The organism is Paenibacillus sp. NPDC055715 (assembly GCF_053617595.1).
Genome location: NZ_JBSHGA010000010.1, coordinates 20,422 through 42,411, shown reverse-complemented (window position 1 = coordinate 42,411; position 21,990 = coordinate 20,422). Strand labels below are relative to the sequence as shown.

General features: G+C 46.9%; 19 protein-coding genes and 5 pseudogenes. 6 read left to right on the top strand and 18 right to left on the bottom strand.

Going from position 1 to position 21,990, the window contains the following annotated elements; translation table 11 throughout:
* Positions 1-33 precede the first annotated feature (33 nt).
* The 7 genes and pseudogenes from ACWGOO_RS17155 to ACWGOO_RS17125 all read right to left on the bottom strand — a co-directional run.
* A pseudogene (locus ACWGOO_RS17155) lies at positions 34-930 on the bottom strand (CobW family GTP-binding protein); the annotation flags it as partial.
* 449 nt (positions 931-1,379) lie between these two features.
* Positions 1,380-1,988 carry a DUF2062 domain-containing protein gene (locus ACWGOO_RS17150; protein ID WP_452485354.1) on the bottom strand — a complete coding sequence of 203 codons (609 nt, stop codon included), beginning with the start codon at positions 1,986-1,988 and terminating at the stop codon, positions 1,380-1,382.
* Positions 1,989-2,122: 134 nt separating this feature from the next.
* Positions 2,123-4,576 (bottom strand): glycogen/starch/alpha-glucan phosphorylase, encoded by a 2,454-nt coding sequence (locus ACWGOO_RS17145; RefSeq protein WP_452485352.1) that lies wholly within the window; start codon positions 4,574-4,576, stop codon positions 2,123-2,125.
* Between the two features lie 46 nt (positions 4,577-4,622).
* Positions 4,623-5,726 carry a glucose-1-phosphate adenylyltransferase subunit GlgD gene (gene glgD, locus ACWGOO_RS17140; RefSeq protein ID WP_452485350.1) on the bottom strand — a complete coding sequence of 368 codons (1,104 nt, stop codon included), beginning with the start codon at positions 5,724-5,726 and terminating at the stop codon, positions 4,623-4,625.
* Between the two features lie 23 nt (positions 5,727-5,749).
* Positions 5,750-6,895: a glucose-1-phosphate adenylyltransferase gene (locus tag ACWGOO_RS17135; RefSeq protein WP_452485349.1), complete on the bottom strand. Its 1,146-nt coding sequence runs from the start codon at positions 6,893-6,895 to the stop codon at positions 5,750-5,752.
* Positions 6,896-7,388: 493 nt separating this feature from the next.
* Positions 7,389-8,201 (bottom strand): DUF3891 family protein, encoded by an 813-nt coding sequence (locus ACWGOO_RS17130; protein ID WP_452485347.1) that lies wholly within the window; start codon positions 8,199-8,201, stop codon positions 7,389-7,391.
* A 226-nt stretch (positions 8,202-8,427) separates the two neighbouring features.
* A pseudogene (locus ACWGOO_RS17125) lies at positions 8,428-8,589 on the bottom strand (sugar ABC transporter permease); the annotation flags it as partial.
* 125 nt (positions 8,590-8,714) lie between these two features.
* Here ACWGOO_RS17125 and ACWGOO_RS17120 point away from each other — a divergent pair.
* Positions 8,715-9,605, top strand: coding sequence for a hypothetical protein (locus ACWGOO_RS17120; RefSeq protein ID WP_452485345.1), 891 nt, complete (start codon positions 8,715-8,717; stop codon positions 9,603-9,605).
* A 192-nt stretch (positions 9,606-9,797) separates the two neighbouring features.
* Here the strand turns inward: ACWGOO_RS17120 and ACWGOO_RS17115 are convergent, their stop codons facing one another.
* A complete protein-coding gene (locus tag ACWGOO_RS17115) occupies positions 9,798-10,655 on the bottom strand; it encodes a DNA-binding protein (RefSeq protein WP_452485343.1) in 858 nt (285 codons plus the stop codon).
* 184 nt (positions 10,656-10,839) lie between these two features.
* Positions 10,840-11,286, bottom strand: coding sequence for an acetyltransferase (locus ACWGOO_RS17110; protein WP_452485341.1), 447 nt, complete (start codon positions 11,284-11,286; stop codon positions 10,840-10,842).
* A 117-nt stretch (positions 11,287-11,403) separates the two neighbouring features.
* On the opposite strand from ACWGOO_RS17110, the gene ACWGOO_RS17105 reads away from it, so the two are divergent.
* Together ACWGOO_RS17105 and ACWGOO_RS17100 are read left to right on the top strand one after the other, a co-directional pair.
* A complete protein-coding gene (locus ACWGOO_RS17105) occupies positions 11,404-11,562 on the top strand; it encodes a hypothetical protein (protein ID WP_452485473.1) in 159 nt (52 codons plus the stop codon).
* A gap of 71 nt (positions 11,563-11,633) precedes the next feature.
* Positions 11,634-12,601: pseudogene (locus tag ACWGOO_RS17100) on the top strand (thiamine pyrophosphate-dependent enzyme); the annotation flags it as partial.
* Positions 12,602-12,704: 103 nt separating this feature from the next.
* Here ACWGOO_RS17100 and ACWGOO_RS17095 read toward each other — a convergent pair.
* Positions 12,705-13,709, bottom strand: coding sequence for a LacI family DNA-binding transcriptional regulator (locus tag ACWGOO_RS17095; protein ID WP_452485339.1), 1,005 nt, complete (start codon positions 13,707-13,709; stop codon positions 12,705-12,707).
* An 85-nt stretch (positions 13,710-13,794) separates the two neighbouring features.
* Positions 13,795-13,998, bottom strand: a pseudogene (locus ACWGOO_RS17090) (MFS transporter); the annotation flags it as partial.
* Positions 13,999-14,464: 466 nt separating this feature from the next.
* Here ACWGOO_RS17090 and alsS point away from each other — a divergent pair.
* Positions 14,465-16,162, top strand: coding sequence for an acetolactate synthase AlsS (gene alsS / locus ACWGOO_RS17085; protein ID WP_452485337.1), 1,698 nt, complete (start codon positions 14,465-14,467; stop codon positions 16,160-16,162).
* Between the two features lie 110 nt (positions 16,163-16,272).
* Complete coding sequence (budA, locus tag ACWGOO_RS17080; RefSeq protein ID WP_452485335.1) at positions 16,273-17,019, top strand: acetolactate decarboxylase; 747 nt, start codon at positions 16,273-16,275, stop codon at positions 17,017-17,019.
* A gap of 186 nt (positions 17,020-17,205) precedes the next feature.
* Here budA and ACWGOO_RS17075 read toward each other — a convergent pair.
* From ACWGOO_RS17075 to murI, 7 genes and pseudogenes are all read right to left on the bottom strand, one after another.
* Positions 17,206-17,690 (bottom strand): annotated as a pseudogene (locus tag ACWGOO_RS17075) (tetratricopeptide repeat protein).
* Positions 17,691-17,754: 64 nt separating this feature from the next.
* Entirely contained in the window at positions 17,755-18,735 is a 981-nt protein-coding gene (locus ACWGOO_RS17070; RefSeq protein WP_452485334.1) for a S8 family peptidase, read from the bottom strand.
* Between the two features lie 247 nt (positions 18,736-18,982).
* Positions 18,983-19,129 carry a hypothetical protein gene (locus ACWGOO_RS17065; RefSeq protein WP_452485332.1) on the bottom strand — a complete coding sequence of 49 codons (147 nt, stop codon included), beginning with the start codon at positions 19,127-19,129 and terminating at the stop codon, positions 18,983-18,985.
* A complete protein-coding gene (locus tag ACWGOO_RS17060; protein WP_452485330.1) occupies positions 19,116-19,241 on the bottom strand; it encodes a hypothetical protein in 126 nt (41 codons plus the stop codon). Before ACWGOO_RS17060 ends, ACWGOO_RS17065 begins: the two co-directional genes overlap by 14 nt.
* 20 nt (positions 19,242-19,261) lie before the next feature.
* A complete protein-coding gene (locus ACWGOO_RS17055) occupies positions 19,262-19,573 on the bottom strand; it encodes an MATE family efflux transporter (RefSeq protein ID WP_452485328.1) in 312 nt (103 codons plus the stop codon).
* Positions 19,574-19,623: 50 nt separating this feature from the next.
* The gene (locus ACWGOO_RS17050; RefSeq protein ID WP_452485326.1) at positions 19,624-19,752 is read right to left on the bottom strand and encodes a hypothetical protein; all 129 of its coding nucleotides are present in this window, start codon (positions 19,750-19,752) and stop codon (positions 19,624-19,626) included.
* A gap of 193 nt (positions 19,753-19,945) precedes the next feature.
* A complete protein-coding gene (murI, locus tag ACWGOO_RS17045) occupies positions 19,946-20,767 on the bottom strand; it encodes a glutamate racemase (RefSeq protein WP_452485324.1) in 822 nt (273 codons plus the stop codon).
* A 247-nt stretch (positions 20,768-21,014) separates the two neighbouring features.
* On the opposite strand from murI, the gene ACWGOO_RS17040 reads away from it, so the two are divergent.
* On the top strand, positions 21,015-21,641 hold the full coding sequence (locus ACWGOO_RS17040; protein WP_452485322.1) for an FMN-dependent NADH-azoreductase: 627 nt from the start codon (positions 21,015-21,017) through the stop codon (positions 21,639-21,641).
* Positions 21,642-21,990 lie beyond the last annotated feature (349 nt).

Genomic DNA, 21,990 nt, shown 5'->3' with positions numbered 1-21,990 from the left:
CTACATCCTATTCCTGTAAATTGGATACACCTTTTAATTGATAAACGAGGATTCATCCGTTGTCGGCCATGGCAATGGATTTTCAAAGCCGGACCAGTCCATGTCCATTTCGCTATCGTTCAGCAGACATTCATCCAACTCTTCTTCCAGTTCCAGTTGATTCATTCCGATACCGATCATGACGATTTCGTTCATGCGATCGCCCCATTGCTCATCCCAGTGATCTAAAGCTTCAGGATCAGCCGCGACGATCTCCTGACGTTCTTCCTCGGACAACGCCGCCAGCCAGCTTCCAGCAGGACCAAACTGGATGGAGGGACCTGCCTGGCTGATACTGGCCGCCCAATCCTGAGGGGTCGCAATCCAGGCCAAACCTTTGGCGCGAACGACTTCTTCCGGCCAGTAGCTCATAAATTCGGCTAATCTCGCAGGATGGAACGGTCTTCTGCGGCGATATACAAAGGAATGAATGCCATATTCGTCCGTTTCCGGTGTATGGTTCTCCAGCTCCAGCTCACGAATCCATCCGGCCGATTGACTGGCCTTGTCAAAGTTAAACAATCCCGTGTTCAAAATGTCCGAAGGAGCAACCTGTCCCTTGAAAGTACGAATGATTCTGGCTTCGGGTTGCAATCTGCGTAGTACGCCCTCAAGTTTGTCCAGCTCCGCAGGCTGAACCAAATCGCATTTATTCAGAATCAGTACATCACAGGTTTCAATCTGGTCAATCAGCAAGTCCGAAATATCACGCGTGTCGTCTTCCCCCGTAGCCTGCCTGCGATCCAGCAGCGTTTCACCCGATTCAAAATCATGCCAGAAACGGTTCGCATCGACCACAGTCACCATATAATCGAGTTTTGCCAGGGAAGCCAAATCAATGCCTGTCCCTTCATCGGCGTACGTAAAAGTTTGAGCGATAGGCACAGGTTCGCGGGAAATATGCAAAAGCTAGCAACGGTAGCAATCCAATCTCTGGAAGCACTTTTCGTGTTAATGGGAGCACTGATCTTTTTATCTATACAGATTCCTACTCTTTTATCATGGATCGATGTTCATCGTCTTCCTCGGCATGATTCTGCACAGTTATAGTACAGATGATAAGAAAATCGTCCCTCGGATGATGCCCAAAAAGACAGATCACGTTTAACGAAGGATTATTCTGATCATGATCGCTTATCGTTCAGGTTTTGACAGAGCAAGTAGTAAAAAAAAGCAGCAGGTCCAGGAAATTATTCCTGATCTGCTGCTTCTTTGCGATTCGCTTCTTGTCACCCAGCACTCATCGTCAATGCTCACTTCGCTTCCACAGATGGTGCTTCGATAGGAAGGATGCATCCCTAAGGCCTAATTCATAGGCTAAGAGCTTCTTATTCACTACGTTATCCATTCTTTAGCAGTCTGGCGCCTGAAAAGGCTGCGCCGTGACGCAGTTTCCGCTTTTCCAGCCGTTTGTGCAGCGAACGGTTATACAAAACTTGAATGACAAAATACGAGATAATTCCTAGCACCACGCCGAAAATCGACATTCCGATCAGAATGTGCAGCCCTCCATGCAGCAAGTCTCTGAATTCAGACCAGTTGCCATGAAACAGCTCCAAAAAAGAATGCTCGTGAAGCCTACCTCCCCGGACATGTACCGGGTAATGGGATGGATAAACCCAAGCTCCCAGTTGCTTGGCGAACGGCATCAGCACAATCGGCAAAAAGGTCAGCTTACCTACAACGTTGCCTACAATTGCCGCAGGCAACGAGCCGCCAGACAGCCGGACAATTGGGTAAAACACGAGATATACCAGCGATGCCGTGGAGATAACAATCATCTCCAGAGCGAAGCCGATGGCAAAGCCCAGAGAGATTTTCTTCACTCCACCCGGCGTACGCAGCAGCTTGATGAAATTCAGGCGAATCGCCCGCCCTATATTTTGAAATACATTATATTTCTTCTTCGATTTATGAGGTTTGAGCCTTTTCGGATTGAGCTTTATCAACAGGAGGACTCCTTCAACAGTACAATTCAAGTTCAGGAATGAGGTTATACAGCCCCTCATCCTTACTTATGTCTATACTGTCATTATAACCCTCAGCGTTCGAAAAGCAATGCCATTCCGCTTGTTTCACCATTTTAGGACAAGATTCGCTTGTTGACATCGTTTTGGAGAGGTACAATGTCCCAAATATCCGCCGCGTACTGCTGAATTGTACAATCACTGGAAAACTTTCCGGAATGAGCCATATTTACAATAGCACGCCGCGTCCACTCGGACGGATTCCGGTACACCTGCTCGATATGCACCTGAGTATCTACATAAGCGGCAAAGTCCTTGAGCACAAAGTATTCGTCATTATGGTCAATCAGGGATTGATAAATAGCGTCAAATTCTCGCTCATGCCGCGTAAAAGGAGCATCGTTTACCAGTTGATCCAGCACTTCACGCAGCCGTTCGTCACTGTTGGCTGTTTTACGCGCTGAATACTGTCCGTCCCGGTAATACGCCTCGATCTGATCCACCTTCAGTCCAAAAATAAACATATTGGCGTCGCCCACCATTTCATGCATTTCTACATTGGCTCCGTCCAACGTACCCAGGGTGAGCGCACCGTTCATCATAAATTTCATGTTTCCGGTGCCCGAAGCTTCCTTGCCCGCCGTGGAAATCTGCTCACTGACATCCGCCGCAGGAATAATCAGCTCGGCCAGCGAAACCGAATAATTTTCCAGAAAAACGACTTTCAGCTTGTCCCTGACATCCACATCCCGATTGATCGTGTCCGCCACGTTGTTAATGAGCTTAATCGTCTGCTTGGCAAGATAATAGCTGGGAGCAGCTTTAGCTCCAAAAATAAACGTGCGCGGCTCCACATCCAGGGAAGGATTATGTTTGAGCTGATTGTAAACGTGCATCACATGCAAAATATTAAGCAATTGTCGCTTATATCCATGCAGTCGTTTGACCTGTACATCAAAAATTGAGGACGTATCCAGTCGCACGCCCTGTTTAGCAAAAACATGCTTGGCGAGCCTGACTTTATTACTTTGCTTAATCGCCTGTATCCGTTCCCTGAACGACTCGTCCCCGCTGTAACGAAGCAGGTCGATCAACTCGCGTGGGCGGGTTCTCCAGCGTGTGCCTATCGTTTCATCATACAAGCTTGCCAGCTCGGGATTTGCGTGCATAAGCCAGCGGCGATGAGCAATCCCGTTCGTTTTATTGTTAAAACGTCCCGGGTACAGCTTATGAAACGGCTTCATTTCCCGCTCCTTCAAAATTTGCGTATGCAGCGCAGCCACCCCGTTGACGCTGTAGCTGCCGACGATTGCCAGATGGGCCATCCGAATTTGCTCACCGTGAATAATCGCCATTTCACCAATTTTAATGTCCTGTCCCGGATAACGCTCCAGCAGCATGGCACAATAGCGCTTGTTAATTTCTTCAATGATCAAGAAAACACGCGGAAGCAGCTCCCGCACCATATTGACAGGCCATTGCTCCAGCGCCTCGCTCAATATCGTATGATTCGTATACGAAACCGTCCGCGTCGTAATATCCCACGCTTCATCCCAGCCCAAGCCCTTCACGTCCATTAAAATACGCATCAACTCCGGTATAACGAGCGTAGGATGTGTATCGTTAATATGCAGCGCTATTTTGTCAGGCAACTGGTTATAGGGCAATCGCAGCTTCTCAAACGTCCGCAAAATACTTTGCAAGCCGGCCGAGCAGAGAAAATACTGCTGCTTTAAGCGAAGCAGCTTGCCCTCATAATTCGAATCGTCCGGGTATAGGAACGCCGAAATGGATTCTACCGAGCGATTATAGTCGAGAAAGCGATAGTAGCCGCCCTCGCCCCGAATCGGCCCTCGAACGGGGTCGAGCGCTGATTCGGCGCTCCAGATCCGCAGCGTATTCACCTGCGTATGTCCATAGCCCACAAGCGGAATATCGTACGGAACAGCCCAGACCGTCTCCGCATCCTGTGTCTCAAATACAAGACGACCGTCCGCCTCCCGAGTTTCCACACGTCCCCAGAACTGAACCCCGGCCTTCTTGTCGGGGCGGCGTTCTTCCCAGACGTTTCCTTTTTGCAGCCAGTAATCCGGCAGCTCGACCTGGTTTCCGTCCACAATCCGCTGCTCGAACAGACCGTACTTGTAACGGATGCCGCAGCCATGTCCTGCATAGCCAAGGGATGCCAACGAATCCATGAAGCAAGCCGCCAGACGGCCGAGACCGCCATTGCCCAGCCCCGCGTCCGCCTCCTGTTCTTCAATCTCTTCCAGATCCCAGCCCAGCTCTCCCAGTGCCTGCCGGACCATATCCAGCACGCCCAAATTCAGCAAATTGCTGCCCAGCAGACGGCCTATCAAAAATTCCAGTGAAAAGTAATAGACCTGCTTCTCCTGTCCTTCTTTATAGACTTGGTTCGTTTCCGCCCAATTCTTGCCGACTTGTTCGCGGATCATACCGCCCAAAATCTTGTATATGTCTTCCGCCTGAGCTTCCTGCATCGGCTTGCCCAACCTTCCGACCAGTTGCTCTCGAAAAGCCTGCTTAAATGCTTCTTTATTGCTGAACAAAGGTGTGACCTCCTGTTATTTCCGTTTTAAATGCTAAATTATATTTTTAAATCACGCTATTTTTGGCAATGACATAGGGAACTCTGGCGTCTCCGATCAGGGTACGATCCGGTGTAAGCTGCACATCCTTATCCAAAATCACATTCTCCACCACTGCGCCTTTACGGATGAGACATTTCTGCATAATGATCGAGTTGCTTACCCGTGCGCCCTCCTCCACCCGTACTCCGCGAAAAAGGATGCTGTTCTTCACCTTGCCCCCAATCGTGCAACCGTTGGCGATAAGCGAATGATCCACCTCAGCGGTATCCGTATAACGGGTCGGGGCTTCATATTTGATTTTGGTATGCACCGGCTGGTTCTGGAACAGTGCTTGATACTGCTGCTGATCCAGCAGCTTCATGCTATTTTTATAGTAGCTCTCAACGGAATTAATCACTGCATGATAGCCTTCATAGGGATATGCATAAATGCGCAGGCCGCTTGGGTTTTTCTGAATGGCATCCCGGAAAAAATGGTTATCCTGATGAGCAATGCAATGCTTTACCTGATCGAGATACAGACTTTTGTCCATGACGAAAATTTCCAGATAAATATTATGATGATCCTGCTCCTGATGGATGCCCGTCACCCGTCCGTCCTCATCAATCTCCAATCGAACACAGGGAGCATGCTCAGATTCGAGCTGATCTATTGGTTTGTACACAAGGGTGACGTCCGCATTCTTCTCCCGATGGTAACGATATACATCCTTGATATCAACCTTGTTCACCTGCTGGGTTCCGGCGTGAACAATAGTCTGACCCGATGAGCGATGAAAAAAGTCTAGATTGTTGTGTACATGCTGCAAATCTCCAAGTGATGCATCCGTCGGATCATTCCAGTCCGGTGGCAAAATAAACAGCCCACCCCGTCTGCGATCCAAATCCCAAGGCCGTCCTTCACCCAGATGATCCAGTAACGAACGGTATTTGCGGCGGATGAACAGTGCGATATCATGCACCCCTGCATGCATCATATTGGATAAGGCAAAATCAATGAGCCGATATCGACTGGCAAAGGGTACTGCGGCCCCGCACCGGAAATAGGTCAACTCCTTCAATTGATCCAGTTCGTGATCCAGGTTGATGACTCCAATGAGTCGGCTCATAGCGGACACCGTCCTTATCCAGGTTATATTCGTACATGAAGATGACTTTCCTGATCGAACAAAATAATTTCATCCGAGCTGCCCTCATATCCAATGACTGCGTTGTCTTCAATGATTATGTTTTCGCTCACGATGGCCCGGTGAATACGTACATTGCGGCCAATTTTGACGTTCGGCATAATGACAGAATCGGTAATAACACTCCCTTCACCTACCTCAACTCCATAAAATAGCACGGAATGCCTGACCTCTCCGTCCACCATGCAGCCTTCATTCACGATGCTGTTTTTCAGAATCGCCCGTTGGGTTATATACTGAGCTGGTTGATTAGGGCTACGGGTATAGATGCGCCAGAAGGGGTCGTTCAGACCCAGAGGCGGGTCCTGAGCCAGCAGATCCATGTTGGACTCCCACAGGCTCTGAAGGGTGCCTACATCCTTCCAGTACCCGGCAAACGGGTACGCATACAGCGAACGCCCATGATGGAGCAGCAACGGAATGATATCCTTGCCAAAATCATGCGAGGATTCAGCATTGCTCGCGTCCTCTAGCAGATATCGGCGCAGCACCTCCCATTTGAATAAATAAATGCCCATGGAGGCCAGCGTGCTTTTCGGCTGTTCCGGCTTTTCCTCAAAGTCGTATATTTTCAGATCATCATCGGCGTTGAGAATCCCGAATCGTTTGGCTTCCTGAATCGTGACGTCGATGACGGAAATGGTGCAGTCTGCTCCCTTTTCCTTGTGATAGTCGAGCATGCGACTGTAATCCATTTTATAAATGTGATCTCCTGACAAAATGAGTACATGCTCCGGGTCATATTGATCCAAAAAATGCAGGTTCCGATAAATAGCATCCGCCGTACCTCGATACCAGTTGTTTCCATTCTCCTTCTCGTGGGGAGGCAAAACGAAAACTCCTCCATCCAGACGGTCCAAATCCCAGTCGCTGCCGACACCGATATAGGAATGAAGCACCATCGGTTCATATTGGGTCAGCACGCCCACAGTATCAATACCGGAATGAGTGCAATTGCTGAGGGGAAAATCAATGATGCGGTAGGTCCCTCCAAAAAAAACAGCCGGTTTGGCAAGTGTACGGGTCAGTCCTTTGAGTCTTTTGCCTTGTCCGCCTGCGAGCAGCATGGCAACTACTTCCTTCTTTCTCATAACAAAGACCTCCCTGTCATGTGCATCTGAAGCCATTGCGGCAGGATACTTGATAATATCCATTAAACGTGAATAGGCAGTCGTAATCGTTTCATGGCCAAAGGAACGGGTAAGATTTGATAGAAAGGGTAAAATCATAGTTATGCGGAACGGGCGCAATGAAGCACTAAATCGTGAAATCTCGTTCATCATTTCACATTTTGGATGATTTTAACTCGTTAGTGTATGAAAACATGAGCATAAGGAGGCATGAATCATGAAGACTAGAAAACTGGTGGTAGCTGCATTGGGAATGGGTGTTGAATATCTGTTGAAAAATAAAGGGGCGGCGATAAGGTATTGAACAAGGCGCAGACCTTGATCCACCACGCGAGAATTACAAAATGGTAAATCTTTAAGAGAGCCTCTCTGAATGGTCATTCAGGGAGGCTCTCTTCTGACTTCCTCTGCGTCCACGAACGAAATCCCCGTTCGAAGCAATATTGGAAGACGGTCAGGCATTCTCCTGATGTTCCTCTACTTCCATAATATGTTCGACGGTAAAGGTTCGATGCATCCATTCGGAAGATCGGTAGGCCTGTAAAAGACCTGCTGTACGAATTTGCTCTTTATCTATCTTTTTGAAGGTATGGGTTATTCCCACCTTGCATGTAAAAGGGAAAAAGGAAAGGCCTACAGCCTGATTCGACAGCCACTCGGCCCGGACTCGCCCGCAATCATGGCGAACCGCCGGAAAGCTCAAGCCGTCAGCGAACCATTCATAATCTGCGGCAGGTGTACCCGGCTCCCGGCTACACAGAAACAGACTCAATTCGTCGCAGAACAACATTCTGCGTACATCCGTCCGCACCTGATGGTCAAAGGTTACACCAAATGACATCTCCCGTTTGAGCCTGTGCCGACGCTGTTCCTCCGCCTCCTGATAAGCACGCATCACTTGCTTGTCCTGAGCATCCTTATGCTCGGTCCGTCCGACTAGCTCCTTGTACATCAGGCTGCACAGCAGTGCGGCATAGGAATTCACTTGCTCGACTTCATCAATCCCGAGACGATAGAACACCAAACGTGGACTGAGTGGAAAATCAATAAACGTATAGGGTGCAGACACTTGGTCATTCCAGAAAGGAGCGGCGTCCAACTCAATCCATCCCCGGTCATGCTCCCGTGCTGCATATACAAAATCCTGCTTATGCCGTCTATTCTTAAAAGCACTTTCTTCCCACCGTGAAGCCAAATCACCTGAAATATGGGCATGGTCATGCTGCGTCGTCATCATATAAGCTTGGTCCGTTTCATAGATAACCATATGCTCTCCCCTTCCGTCCGGAGATTCATCTGATTCGTGTAAAAACCTTTGTTTGAAGGCCATGGTTATACTTATCATCATTATATCAGGATAAGGGTAAAAAGGCAGTGAAGTTTTCCGCATTCTTACTTCTAATTACCCGTGTGCTTCCTCACTCGAAACTGCTGGGCATGAAATCACACCCTTATGGATTCAATGAATCAGATCATTTGGCAAACTGCTTGATTTTCTTAAGGTTTTCTTCATAGATTTTATTCAGGAACAGATCAAATAGAATGGACAACGGGAACCCGATTGCCAGTTTGAGCAGACTGATGCCCAGCGTATTTTTGACAACATACCAACAATTATCATCCTCCAGAAAGGCCCAAAAATGCTCTAACCCCGCTGTTCATGAATAGTATCAATCTTTTTTACAATCTATGATTTACGAAAAAGACTATTCAATGGTACGATAAGCCTATATGTAATTCCAATCATTACCTATTACATCTAGATCAGGAGGATTAAAAAATGGAAGAGTTAGTTCGTTCGATTCAAAAACAGATATGGATTAAAAAGGTGGCCTGCTGGGTGGGGATCATCTTGTTTGGTCTGTGTACTTTAGTTAGCATTGCGGCTCAAGAATGGCTTATGATGCTCATTTCGTTGGCAATTACGGTTTTATCGATCTATGCTTTAAGGATAATGCGCGGTATGAACCAGTTTGCTTCGGAATACCAACCTGGAAAGGGCTACCGTTACTATCGCCGCACTGTTCAACAAAAGCTGCGTTATCTCACCTGGGCACAATGGGTTGTAGGCATCTCTATCGCCCTGATGTTCTTCGTGTTCAACATCCCGCTGACTTCTTTTCTCATAACTATCATGTGTATCCTCACTATTCAGTTCAGTATCAAGAAACGGATTAAAAATCATCAGGAGCCCGATGCTGCCAAGTTAGCTGAGTTTGTGCGTTTGGGGATCATCTCTCCTGATGAGCAGGCAATTGGAGTGTATAAAGATTTTGTGCATCTTACCCATACGTTTCGGGGGAACCAAATTCTTATCGTGACGGATAAACGCCTGATTTCCGTGTTTATAGAGGAACAAGGTCGTGCGTTGAAAACGGAAATGCTGCTTTCGGGCATAAATAAGGTACGAGCCATCGGCACTGGTTTTCAGGGTCGGGGATTGCTCTTGTCGGTGAGCAACCGTGACCATAACGAGCTTCACATTCATATGGTCGGGCAAAGTATTTTCTTTTCTCCAGAGCAGTTCGTGAGCTCCTTGCTACAGGCATTGGATGGGGCCCTAAAGAGCAGTCCATACCATATGGAAGAAACTTTCCCAGCCTACCAGCAGTTGAAAATTTCATTGCATCCATCAGAGCAGGGTGTTCTGCATAAGCCTACAACTGCTTAAGCTTAGTCTTCATAAAACGCCAAATAGCAAGCAAGCCCGGTTCCTAATGAGCTTACTTGCTATTTAGCATGCTTTCACATCAAATAACTAGCTGTCAGAGAGCTTCTTTTCTACTTACTTCTGTCCAATTAATGATTTGCTCCATGATAGAACACTGTAATGAGATCATGACTTGTAACAAACACCAGCAAGCTAAACAGACTGAGCGACAGAGACTGTGAAATCAATTTGTTCATCCTTCAACACTCCTTTTAAAATAGTTATATATTGATCTTGCTGTGTTGCCGTAGCTTGGGATCTGAAAATCTCAAAAATGGCGGTACACTTCCTAAACTCATGCTCATGTTCCATACCCAGGGTATCTGACAACATGAGGGATTGCAGAATATAGTTCAGCGCAACCGTAAATTGCTGCTGCTTGATATAGTAGAGAGACAATTGATAGCAAAAGCGAAAATAATAAGATACATTCACAGGCTCTTCGAGATATTTGAAATCGTCAATTTGTTCCGCAAAGGGTTCAAGCACAGCCTCTAAAGGATAGTCGTGCCTGTATGCCCCCTCTACGATGGAAAGAAGCCCCGGTAACAGTTCTTCCGGATTGTCCTGAAGAAATTGAACGTATTCCTGCATCACTTCAAAACGGCCTGACAAAATATCAAGGGCATACAGATTGGCTTTGGCGGCATGGCGATAATACTCGACTTCCGCTTCCCCGTGAGGATCAAGACCATTAAACCATCCCAATTCCGCGTATTTTTCGATACAATCCCGGGCGGCTTCATAATTGCCCTGTTTTTGGAAGGTCATACCTTTCATAAGATGACTGTAGCCGTAGTAATATACTAGCGGCCGTTTGTTATGTATGAGTTGTACAGGCTTCTTGCGCGCTTTATAAAGCTGCAGCTCCTGATACTTTTGGCTGGCATGGTTATACAGATGATCACATAAAGCAATCATGTCAGCTCCGTCTGCAAATGAAAATGACAGCTTAATCATGTTAACAAGTGTGTCTAAATCTGTGATGTCGGAGTGAACAAGATCATCCACCCTACCCACCTCCATGTCCGACTATTAGTACTCATCAAACCAAAGCATGAGCTGCATTCCACCTAAAACACAACTTAATTACGTATTTATTACTTAATTAAGTTATATCATAAAATCAAACGTGTGGCAAGAATATTATGATAATATATTCCAATTTTGAAAATGGAGGGCGGATGGCCTTCGGTCACTGATTCCACTGCATATGAAGCAAAGGAAATGCCCGGCCTGATCCATCCAGTTCAGATCGCCCTGTTTGAACAAAGCCTAAATGCTTGTAAAAAGCATGCGCTTTTTCATTTTGCTCATTCACGCCTACCTTGAGTTGTGTCCCCTTTATTTCCCTGGCATGCTGAATAAGCCGGCGGCCTATGCCTTGTCCGTGCCGCTCCGGATCGACGAATAGCATCTCTATTTTAGGTCCGTCCAACCCGATAAAACCCGTTGGACCGTCACTTTCATTCCAATCCATCCAGATTTCCACTTCTCTAAGAGCGCCATTTCGTACGATTTGATAATAAAATTGAATGTCCTTTTCCTCTAAAAAAGTGTGTGTCCGGCGTACAGCCCGATGCCAAATATCTACCAGCTGATCATGGTTTTCTTCCCGATAAGCAATAATTGCATTTTGCACTTTATTTCCTCCAATTCCTTACGCAATTCGGTGTGTTTCCCCTAAGTCTAGCACGCCTATTTAGAAATATTCAAACGAAAAAGGAAGCGGAATGAATTCCGCCACGTTATCTTGATCATGGATTTGAATGAATTCCAGCATTTCGGTTTCCTCCTTGCTTATGCTCTGGGCGCGCTGTTCCCGGCCAATCTACAAAAGCACGCAGGAAATTCCCTTCCCCAAATTGCAGCACCCTCTCAGGATGCGGTCTGTCACGATAAAGTTTTTTCTGTTTAGTTGTTCTAGCTCATCTACTTGTTTCATCCGGAGTAACCTCCCATTATTACCTTAATAATTTCAACAACATTCTGGTTGGATATTCTTCCGGGTACCATGCAATGATGGATTGTGACGTCCTGCTCATGCTCGGAACAGATTTTCCTTACAGACAGTTTTATCCCGAAAATGCAGTTGTGCTGCAAGTGGATATTGAGCCTGTCCACCTCGGCAGACGCACTCCTTTAACGTATGGGCTGTGCGGGGATGTAAAAGCAACACTCGAAATGCTACTTCCTCTTTTAACGACAAAGCATGATACCAAGCATTTGGAAAAAACCGTCTCCCACTATACCAAGGTGCGTCAGGAGTTGGATGAACTGGCGGTTGGTAAACCAGGTCATACGCCGATCCATCCGCAATATCTCACCAAGATCGTCAGTGACGCCGCGCATGAAAATGCCATTTTCACCTGTGATGTTGGTACGCCTACCGTGTGGGCAGCACGTTATTTGCAAATGAACGGCCAACGCCGACTGATCGGCTCCTTCAATCACGGAACGATGGCAAGTGCATTGCCGCAAGCGATCGGGGCACAAGCCACTGAGCCCGACTGACAGGTGATTGCCCTCTCTGGGGATGGCGGACTGACGATGCTGATGGGCGATCTGCTCACCCTGAAACAGCATCAGTTACCTGTAAAAGTCATTGTTTTCAATAACGGCACCCTCGGTTTTGTTGAGCTGGAAATGAAAGCAGCCGGTTTTCTGGAAAATGGCACCGAGCTGGTGAATCCTGATTTTGGCGCTGTGGCGGAAGCCATGGGTCTCAAGGGAATTCGAGTCGAAGATCCGGTGATGCTGGAGAACGCGGTTCAACAGGCATTGGATCACGATAGCCCTGTAGTCGCGGATGTAGTAGTCAATCGTCAGGAGCTATCCATGCCGCCCAAAATTAATCTCAAACAGGCTGAAGTTTTACATTGTGGATGATGAAAGCTGTGCTGAACGGGCGCGGTGACGAAATTGTTGAACTGGCGAAAACTAATCTTTTACGATAAAAGCCGCCACACTCGCACAGACTTGAATACCAAAGGGCAGGAACAGCGCGTCATGCACTGAACCTGCCCTTTGGGGTCTGTCTTTTTCCAGAAAAATCAAGATTTAACGTTGCCTGACTGCCGTCGATTTCCGCTTCATGAGCGCGGTTTCCATAAATATAAGCTCGCCCTCATTCGACGGTGACTGGATTCGTTCCATAATGCAGGCGGCTCCACGCGCGCTAATCTGGTCAATCGGTCTTTTGACCGTCGTTAACGGCGGGTTCGTATACATCGAAAAGCCGATATCGCCAAATCCAATGACAGAGACATCCTCCGGTACCTTCAAGCCATGCTCGAATACCGCGTTCATCGCCCCGATGGCCATGTCATCGTTAGAGCAAACCACCGCCGTCGGTGGTTCCTCCAAGGAAAGCAACTGCTTCATCGCTTGGCTTCCGCTTTCGGTGTCATAATGACCATGCACGATGTATTCGTGCCGAATCGGCTTGCCGCTGTCCATCAGCGCATTCATGAAACCTTCAGGCCGTTGCTGGGTTGACTTAAAGCCTTCTACCCCTGCAATGATCGCGATGCGTTCATGCCCGCTTTCAATGAGAAAGGTAACTGCCGCATAAGACCCTTCCTTATCGTTGCAAATAACATTCACAATGCCTGCCCCGGACACCTGCCGATTCAGCACGACGAGCGGAATGCCCTGACCGAGCACATGATAAATAAACGGGTTGTCCGCCTCGCTCTGACTCATCAGGATGATGCCGTCAAAACGCTTGCGGTGAATGGCCGAAAAATCGGCGTAATCGTCAATCCCTCGCACAAACAGATTGTAATCCACCCCGATGACATGATTCACTCCACGGATGGTATCCGCAAAAAAGCTGGAGCTGGTCCCTTCCGAAATACTGGTGAAAAACAGGCCAATCGTATGTGAGCGCTGGAGGACAAGGCTTTTGGCGTTAAAATTCGGAATGTAATTGAGTTGCTCCGCCAGCTCCATAATTTTGCGTTTGGTATCTTCTTTGATCAGCGGGCTGTTGTTGAGCGCCCGGGAGACGGTCGTATGGGAAACATTCGCCAATTTGGCAATGTCTTTAATGGTAGCTGCCATATACGTATCCTTTCTTTACTGAGGCTCAAAAAATTATATACCCACCATACCACAGGAGCCGCCCGGAAAAGAAGACTTTCACAAATTATACGCGGTTATCAGCATGTCGACGCTGTAGTTCTTGAACCCTTTCTGCCTGTCTGCTGTCTGTCAGCTTGTACATTTTACCGATCACCAGCATGGCAATGAGCAGGGCAATAGCCAGATAGAGACACCCGTTAGGAATACTAATACCAATGAACAAAATCTTGGCCAGAATGGTGAAAATATATACATTCGAAGGCACAATGCGCCAAGTGAATCATATGGAATAATCACTATAGAATTGTTAACGTGAACAAAAAGAATTCAATCTTGCTGCTATTCGGCAACAGCATTCTATAAAACATAGCAGGTTACCTGTTATATCAGATGATAACGCTATAATACCATGCCTGAATGTCAAACCACCTTTGATTACTTCTCCTTAAATTTTATGTTTCAACTTTCACTCCTTCTTCCCCTTCATCTTGTCACTTTTAATAAAATGACCCTCACTTATTTTAGAGCATGAGCGTTGTTTGAAAATCCTTTATTTCCAAATCTCTGCACTTTTTATTTTTCCTACTTAAACCGCGCTTTGAAAACGTTTTTTTATATATTTGCTCTTTTTCAGAAAATTTTGCTCTTGAAAGTACCAGTTATTGTATTATAATTGTCATATACAACCAATGTTTTACACTGAAAGTATTTCATAATCATATTCCTAAGAAGAGGTGATCGCGTTGAGCACAAAAGTTCAAGCTGTACATGCTAAGACCGATACGAAAGGAGCTGACCTCGTTGTCGATTGCTTGATTAAACAAGGTGTAACGCACATTTTTGGTATTCCAGGTGCAAAGATTGACTCGGTTTTTGATGTCCTTCAAGAACGCGGCCCGGAACTGATTGTATGCCGTCACGAGCAAAATGCCGCTTTTATGGCAGCCGCCGTCGGTCGCCTAACTGGCAAACCGGGCGTATGTCTCGTCACCTCCGGCCCCGGTGCGTCGAATTTGGCTACAGGACTTGTTACCGCTAATGCGGAAAGTGATCCCGTCGTCGCTCTCGCAGGTGCAGTCCCAAGATCCCAGCGTTTGAAACGCACCCACCAATCCATGGATAACGCCGGGTTATTCGAGCCTATCACCAAATACAGTGTGGAAGTGGAGCATCCCGATAGTATACCAGAAGCCATCACCAACGCATTTCGGATTGCGACCTCAGCACAGCCTGGAGCAACCTTTGTCAGTCTACCTCAGGACGTGTTGACTTCGTCATCCGAAGTGACCGCCATTGAGAAGCTTTCCCTTCCACAGCTTGGAACCGCACCAGCCGGACTTATCAAACAAGTAGCAGGCCAAATCAGCCAAGCCAAGCTGCCTGTTCTTTTACTCGGTATGAAAGCCAGCACTCCCGAAGCTACAGCAGCCATCCGCGCACTCATTCAAAATACGGATTTGCCTGTCGTCGAAACCTTCCAGGCTGCCGGGGCCATTTCCCGCGAACTGGAGGACCATTATTTTGGCCGAGTCGGTCTGTTCCACAATCAACCAGGTGACATGCTTCTTGGAGCCGCAGATCTGGTTATGACCATTGGCTATGACCCCATTGAATACGATCCGAAAAACTGGAACATTCCTGCAAACCGGACCCTCATTCATCTCGATGATCATCAGGCGGATATCGACCATGATTATCAACCGGATTACGAACTGATCGGCAATATAGCCCTGATCGTGCGCAGTCTCGCAGAAGAATTGCCTGCATTAAAGCTGTCTGAAGCCTCATGCGCCCAACTGAACCGTCTCCGCCACGATCTGAACGAGCAAGCTGCCGTCCCTGTTCGCAAGCACGACTATCTGATTCATCCATTACAATTCATTCGTACTCTGCGCAGCCTGATTGATGATAATGTCACGGTCACCTGCGATGTGGGTTCACACTACATTTGGATGGCCCGATATTTCCGCTCCTATGAGCCGCGTCGCCTTCTGTTCAGTAACGGGATGCAGACGCTAGGTGTAGCTCTTCCCTGGGGCATTGCTGCCACTCTCGTCAATCCCGGTCAAAAAGTCGTTTCTATTTCCGGCGACGGAGGATTCCTTTTCTCATCCATGGAGCTTGAAACTGCCGTACGTCTCAACTCCCCACTGGTGCACATCGTATGGAGAGACGGCACCTACGACATGGTCGCTTTTCAACAACAAATTAAATATGGCAGAACGTCCGGCGTAGAATTCGGAGATGTGGATGTCGTGAAATATGCCGAAAGCTTCGGGGCAACCGGATTGCGCGTGCATTCCCCTGAAGAACTGGAAAGCGTATTGCAACAGGCACTCCATACCGATGGCCCCGTGGTCGTCGATATTCCGATTGATTATCAGGACAATATCCAGCTGGGACGTAAACTACTGCCCAATCAGTTAAACTGACTTCACAGTTGCCCAATCGTACGGCTTCGTGACAATGAATGTAGTTTAACGTTTTTTTATGAAAAAGAAAGAAAATAAATGTATCCAATCACAAAAGGAAGTGTATTGCCATGACTGTTGCAGAAATGGAAACAAAGCAAGAAGCTGATCATGATATTTACCAAACGTCCACCATGCTCGCTTTACTGGATGGTCTTTATGACGGAGTCGTTACCTTCAAGGAACTGCAAAAGCACGGGGATTTCGGGCTCGGTACCTTTGATCAACTGAATGGAGAGATGATTGCGTTCGATGGTGAGTTTTATCACTTGCTTCCAAACGGTACGGCCCATCGTGTAAAATCGGAAGAGACAACTCCCTTTTCCACAGTCACCTTTTTCCGTGAAGATTTCACATATACTATTGACCGCCCCATGCATCGTGAAGAGCTGGAAGCCCTGCTGCTAAAGCTGTTTCCAAGCCGTAATCTGTTCTATGCCTTCCGTATGGATGGCAATTTTCGTGAAGTGAAGACACGCACCGTGCCTCACCAGGTGAAGCCTTACAAGCCTTTTATCGAAGCAACCAAATCACAGCCCACGTTCTCTTTTAACGACGCTTCCGGCGTGATTACCGGGTTTTGGACACCTGCGTATGCTCAAGGAATTGGAGTGGCCGGGTTCCATTTGCACTTTATTAACGATGAACGCACCGGTGGCGGGCATGTCTTTGATTTTGTTGTCGACAAGTGCACAATCCGTGTTTGTCAAAAATCCAATCTGCACCTCGTCCTGCCCGATACACCGGATTATTTGGCCGCTAACCTGTCCAGAGAAAACCTGGAGGAGGAAATCGCCATTACCGAGGGTGCGCAATAATCGCAACGTATGATTCAACAAGATACAGTCGACTTTATTTATGAATGAGATTCTACCTCATAATGAAACCAAAAGATCTCAGCCCGGAAGAGATGCTTGATGCTCTCCGGCTGAGATCCTTTTTATAAGCAATTCCGAATAAGTGCGCGATAGTGGTTATCTGTTGTTTTTCTCATCATTTCATACTCACGTCTCAATCTGATCCAGCTTATTTGCATAATATTGAATTGCGCGTGAGTACGCTTGTGTTGGTGAGTCCGAGGTGGTTCCAGCCAGCTCTGTTAACAGGCCCTGCATAACCTTCCCATGTTCCCCAAGATTGTATAGCACCATCGCATAAAATACGCGAAACGGCATGTAATCCTAAAATTCGTTCATACCTGTTTTCAGCCACGCTTTCGCCTTGGCATACTCTCCTAATACACGGTACGTGCTGCCTAATCCCAGGATCGCCCCTTCCTCGATTCTGCCGATAACGTCATACCCAGACTTTTTTTGTAAAAGGATAAAGCTTCCCTTTCCAGTCCTAATGCATCATGTGTCCAAGCCGTCTGATATCACAGCTCGGCATCATTCTGCTCCTGTTCCAATGCCTTTAATAACAGCTTCCGCGCTTCCTCCGCCTGCCCTGTACGCCTTAGCTCACTGGTTTTTGTAATAATATCGTTCATGTCCTGAAACATAAAAAAAAGCGGCTCCCCCTCAGGAGAACCGCTATATAACCATAGTTACGGCTTATTTAACATTTAATGATCCTGCACTCAATATCCCCGCCACACGCTGAGCGTCGAAAATATGGGAAAGCTCCTCTACTGCCGTTAAGTACAACAGCCCGTTGCCTTCCAGCTTAGCAGAATGGCCGAGTGGAACCGTGCGTTTGATCAGTTGGGCGTATAGCTCCGGCTCGGTGAGATTTCGTTCAAAGCTCGCGTTCGCCAACTGCTTAATCAGTGCCAAAGCACCCGCTACATGCGGGGTAGCCATTGAAGTACCGCTGAAGATTGCATATTTTCCTCCCGGAATGGTAGACAGAATATCTTCTCCGGGCGCAACCACATCCACCTCATTATTGGAGTTGCTGAAAGCGGAGGCATGTCTGTCAAAGTTCACAGCGCCTACGCTGATCACCTCATTATAGCAGCCGGGATAGCCCAACTCGTCCGTTCTGTCGTCACCGTCTCCTTCGTTACCCGCTGCGCAGACGACCAAAATTTGGTTTGCCACCGCCTTCTGCACCGCTTCATGCAGCTCAGGCATATCCTTTGGGCCGCCAAGCGACATCGAAATGATGTCTGCCTTTTGCTCAATCGCATAATGAATGCCCTGAATGATCCAGTCGTATTGACCTGAGCCTTGCTTGTTCAGCACCTTGATAATGAGCAAATCCGCCTCCGGGGCGACACCCACCACACCATTCTCATTTTCTGCTGCCGCGATTGTGCCTGCTACATGCGTACCGTGACCGTTGTAATCCGTGAAAATATTCGGATTACCGTCATCATCATCTGTGAAGTTCCGGCCACCAATAATGCGTTCCTTCAAATCAGGATGGTCCGCATCACAGCCCGTATCCAGCACAGCGACCTTCACTCCCTGGCCTCGGGTCTGGCTCCACACCGCAGGGGCTTGAATCAGTTCTACCCCTCGCGGTATTTCATTCACCTGTTGCTCCTGCTTGATCACTTGGTAAGGAATGATATGCACTTTACGTTCCATCCTATTCCCTCCTTCATGGATTCAATCGGAAACCATCCGTCTTTGAAACTTTCAAAACCAAAACTTTCAAAACCGAAACTTTGAAAACCTCTACTGAAACTCTTGTTCGAGGTTACTATATTCTAGCAATTTTTGAAAAGTTTGAACATCCCCCTTTTCCTTATTTTTGTAAAAAAAATAGACATCCCCCAATATCCATGGAGAATGCCTGTGTATAGAGGTGACAGAGCAACTACAGCTTCAAGTGTCAGCCTGACAACGAATCCGCTTGAAGTTCAGCCTTGGACAACAGCGACTTGTGCTGCCACTTCCGACCTTTCCAGCGCAGATAGTGGAAAATACCTCGTACCCACTCATCGCAGGCATGCGCAATCCACACCTCAAGCACCGCCATATCCCAGATGAATACCCAGCACATATGCCAACGGAATTTTGATTCCCCACATCGAAATGATCGCCATCATTAACCAAAATTGCTGCTCCCAGTTGAATAATCGCCGGCTCATCTGTAAAGATCGCCATCACTTCATACCGGAAAAAGCATACCACTACGATCACCGCAATCGTAATGACCAGAGACCATTTCAGGCTGCGCAGGCAGTTGGTGATACGCCTTCTTCTTATCTCCTGCACCTATCAGGCGAGCAACAATAATTTCCGTCCCCTCGCCCACTGCCATTCCGAACACCATAAAAAAGTACACAATCGTATTCGTATAAAAATGAGTAGCAATCGCCGTGGTCCCCATGAAGCTGACAAACCGGGTCACCATCATTTGGCTGAGTTGATAAGACAACCATTCCAGTCCCGCCGGGATGCCGATTTTCAGGATGGCCACCAGCTTGCTCCATTGAAGCTGTACCTAATAACGGAGGCGGATCGGCGCACTTATACGTTTGTACAGCAGTATAAAAATCCAGACACAGTATGTACAAATTCTGCTTCCGCTTCTACAATAACCGGATCATTCTGCTTGATCATATATCGCGGCCTAATTCCGTCCATGACGTTAATCATTTCGCTGAAGTTCCTCCAGTCAAGGGTTTGAGTTCTTGCATATGACCTTCAAGTACACCTGCTTCATGAAGCTCTTTTAGGATCAGTTGAACGTCCATCAAAAGCCTCCACTCCATCCATGCCTCTAATCCACTACGCGACTGACGTTTCGATTCATCGCTATGATTCAATCCGTTCGCCAGTCGCACCTACTCTAAAAAGAAATCTTTTCATGCTCCGCATAAATTTCAAGCGCACGCTCCATTTTGTGGACATAGTCCTCATCCTGGCTGGTACACAGGAACGTAATGTGCCCCTCCTGCGATTGACCCGCTTTTGCCGGAGATGCCAGCAAATTGCGTTCAGACAACACTTGTTTTAACCGTCTAACCGTTCCCTGGCTCCCGTCGATTAGCTGAATATGGGAAGGCAGCAGCCCCTTCAAGATCTCCTTATAAAAAGGATAGTGTGTACATCCCAAAACGACCGTACCGTATAAGTCGAGATCGAACACAGCCAGCTTACGGTTAAAATATTCGGCCATTTCTGCCCGGTCAAAATTTAACTGCTCACAATAATGAACCAACTCGGGCAATGGCAACGAATCCACACTTCCATGATCGTCAACTCTGGACACCAGCGCTGCATAACCGGATTGTTTTAACGTCAACGGCGTGGCTAACACCAGCACTCTTTTACCATTCGCTCGATTCATCTCCACCGCAGGCTTTACCGCGGGCTCCATGCCAATAATCGGAATCTGGTATTCGTTCCTCAGCTCCACAACCGCGATACTCGTGGCTGTATTGCAGGCAATGACCAGCGCCTTAACGTCCTTTTTTAAAATAGTTTGTACCGAAGCCTTGACGTATCCGCACACCTCTTGTGGTGTTTTCGTTCCGTAAGGAACATGAAGCGTATCCGCTAAGTATACAAAATTTTCATTTGGCAGCCGTCGTAAGGCCTCAGATAATACCGTAATTCCACCCAATCCTGAATCAAAAAAACCAATATTCAAGCTACTCACCTTTTTCATTCATCTGTTGTGCCTATCCTGCTGACTACATGGTAATTCCATTTTTCGCCTTTTGAATCCATTCTTCTAATCGGCTCATATTTAAATTTTACCGTAAAACTGATACTTTGCAAAAGAAACACATAAATTTTACAGTATAAAAAATAAAGTAACTTTTCAAAGTAAATTTAATATAAAAGTGTTGACATGTATTATCTTTATATTGTAATATTGCAAGGTAACTTACTTACTTAGGGGGAAATAAATCATGTCTAAAGTATTATTTGTCAAAGCTAATGATCGTACAGCCGAAGAATCCGCAACTGTTAAATTGTATAACGCCTTCGTGGAAAGCTACAAAGCTTCCCATCCATCCGATGAAATCACTGAACTGGACCTGTTCTCTGTCGAGCTTCCTTATTTGAACGCCAACATGATTAACGGCACGTTCAAATCCGCTAGAGGCTTGGAGTTGAACGCAGAAGAAGCTCGCCTGGCAAATATAGCCAATGGATATCTGGATCAATTCCTGGCAGCAGACAAAGTCGTATTCGCTTTCCCGCTTTGGAACATGACGATTCCAGCTGTACTGCATACGTACATTGACTACTTGAACCAAGCTGGTAAAACATTCAAATACACTGCTGAGGGTCCAGTTGGTCTGATAACTGAAACTAAAGTAGTGCTGTTAAATGCAAGAGGCGGCGTTTATTCCGAAGGGCCTGCTGCTGCTGCTGAAATGTCTTTGAACTACATGAGCAACATCTTATCCTTCTTCGGTGTGAAAGACATCGTGAAGGTTGTACTGGAAGGACATAACCAAGCTCCAGATCAAGCACAAGAAATCGTGGCGTCCGCTGTACAACGTGCAGTAGACGCAGCAAAATCGTTCTAATCCCATATATATGAACAGAAGAGGATATCCGCCCCTTGGTGGGAGGATATCCTCTTTTTTTTATGGATGTTGTTTTACGTGTATAGCAGCATTTTCCCGTAACATTTCAGGCCGCTCTTTTCGGGTCGTGCTCAAACTAAATCCAAGAACAGAACGACAGATCGCTTGTTTTGAGCTGTGCGCTTCTTTTGCTGGAGTTACCAAACATCAGTGTGGATTGAAGGGGTGGAATTTCAATATCTACATATTTCATATATTCCGGCGATCCGAATTGTTCAACTATAACAGCCTTCATCTCTTCATTCCTTTCACTCCAGAAAATGATGTGATATCGTTGCACTAACCTGTT

Excerpts from the sequence above, each read along its gene's own strand:
- ACWGOO_RS17040 (WP_452485322.1), top strand. The coding sequence starts at position 21,015 with ATGTCTAAAGTATTATTTGTCAAAGCTAATGATCGTACAGCCGAAGAA.
- ACWGOO_RS17065 (WP_452485332.1), bottom strand. The coding sequence starts at position 19,129 with ATGGCGGTGCTTGAGGTGTGGATTGCGCATGCCTGCGATGAGTGGGTA.
- murI (WP_452485324.1), bottom strand. The coding sequence starts at position 20,767 with ATGAAAAAGGTGAGTAGCTTGAATATTGGTTTTTTTGATTCAGGATTG.
- ACWGOO_RS17095 (WP_452485339.1), bottom strand. The coding sequence starts at position 13,709 with ATGGCAGCTACCATTAAAGACATTGCCAAATTGGCGAATGTTTCCCAT.
- ACWGOO_RS17060 (WP_452485330.1), bottom strand. The coding sequence starts at position 19,241 with ATGAGCCGGCGATTATTCAACTGGGAGCAGCAATTTTGGTTAATGATG.
- ACWGOO_RS17130 (WP_452485347.1), bottom strand. The coding sequence starts at position 8,201 with ATGGTTATCTATGAAACGGACCAAGCTTATATGATGACGACGCAGCAT.
- glgD (WP_452485350.1), bottom strand. The coding sequence starts at position 5,726 with ATGAGCCGACTCATTGGAGTCATCAACCTGGATCACGAACTGGATCAA.
- ACWGOO_RS17050 (WP_452485326.1), bottom strand. The coding sequence starts at position 19,752 with ATGATTAACGTCATGGACGGAATTAGGCCGCGATATATGATCAAGCAG.
- ACWGOO_RS17070 (WP_452485334.1), bottom strand. The coding sequence starts at position 18,735 with ATGGAACGTAAAGTGCATATCATTCCTTACCAAGTGATCAAGCAGGAG.
- budA (WP_452485335.1), top strand. The coding sequence starts at position 16,273 with ATGACTGTTGCAGAAATGGAAACAAAGCAAGAAGCTGATCATGATATT.
- ACWGOO_RS17120 (WP_452485345.1), top strand. The coding sequence starts at position 8,715 with ATGGAAGAGTTAGTTCGTTCGATTCAAAAACAGATATGGATTAAAAAG.
- ACWGOO_RS17105 (WP_452485473.1), top strand. The coding sequence starts at position 11,404 with ATGGATTTGAATGAATTCCAGCATTTCGGTTTCCTCCTTGCTTATGCT.
- ACWGOO_RS17135 (WP_452485349.1), bottom strand. The coding sequence starts at position 6,895 with ATGAGAAAGAAGGAAGTAGTTGCCATGCTGCTCGCAGGCGGACAAGGC.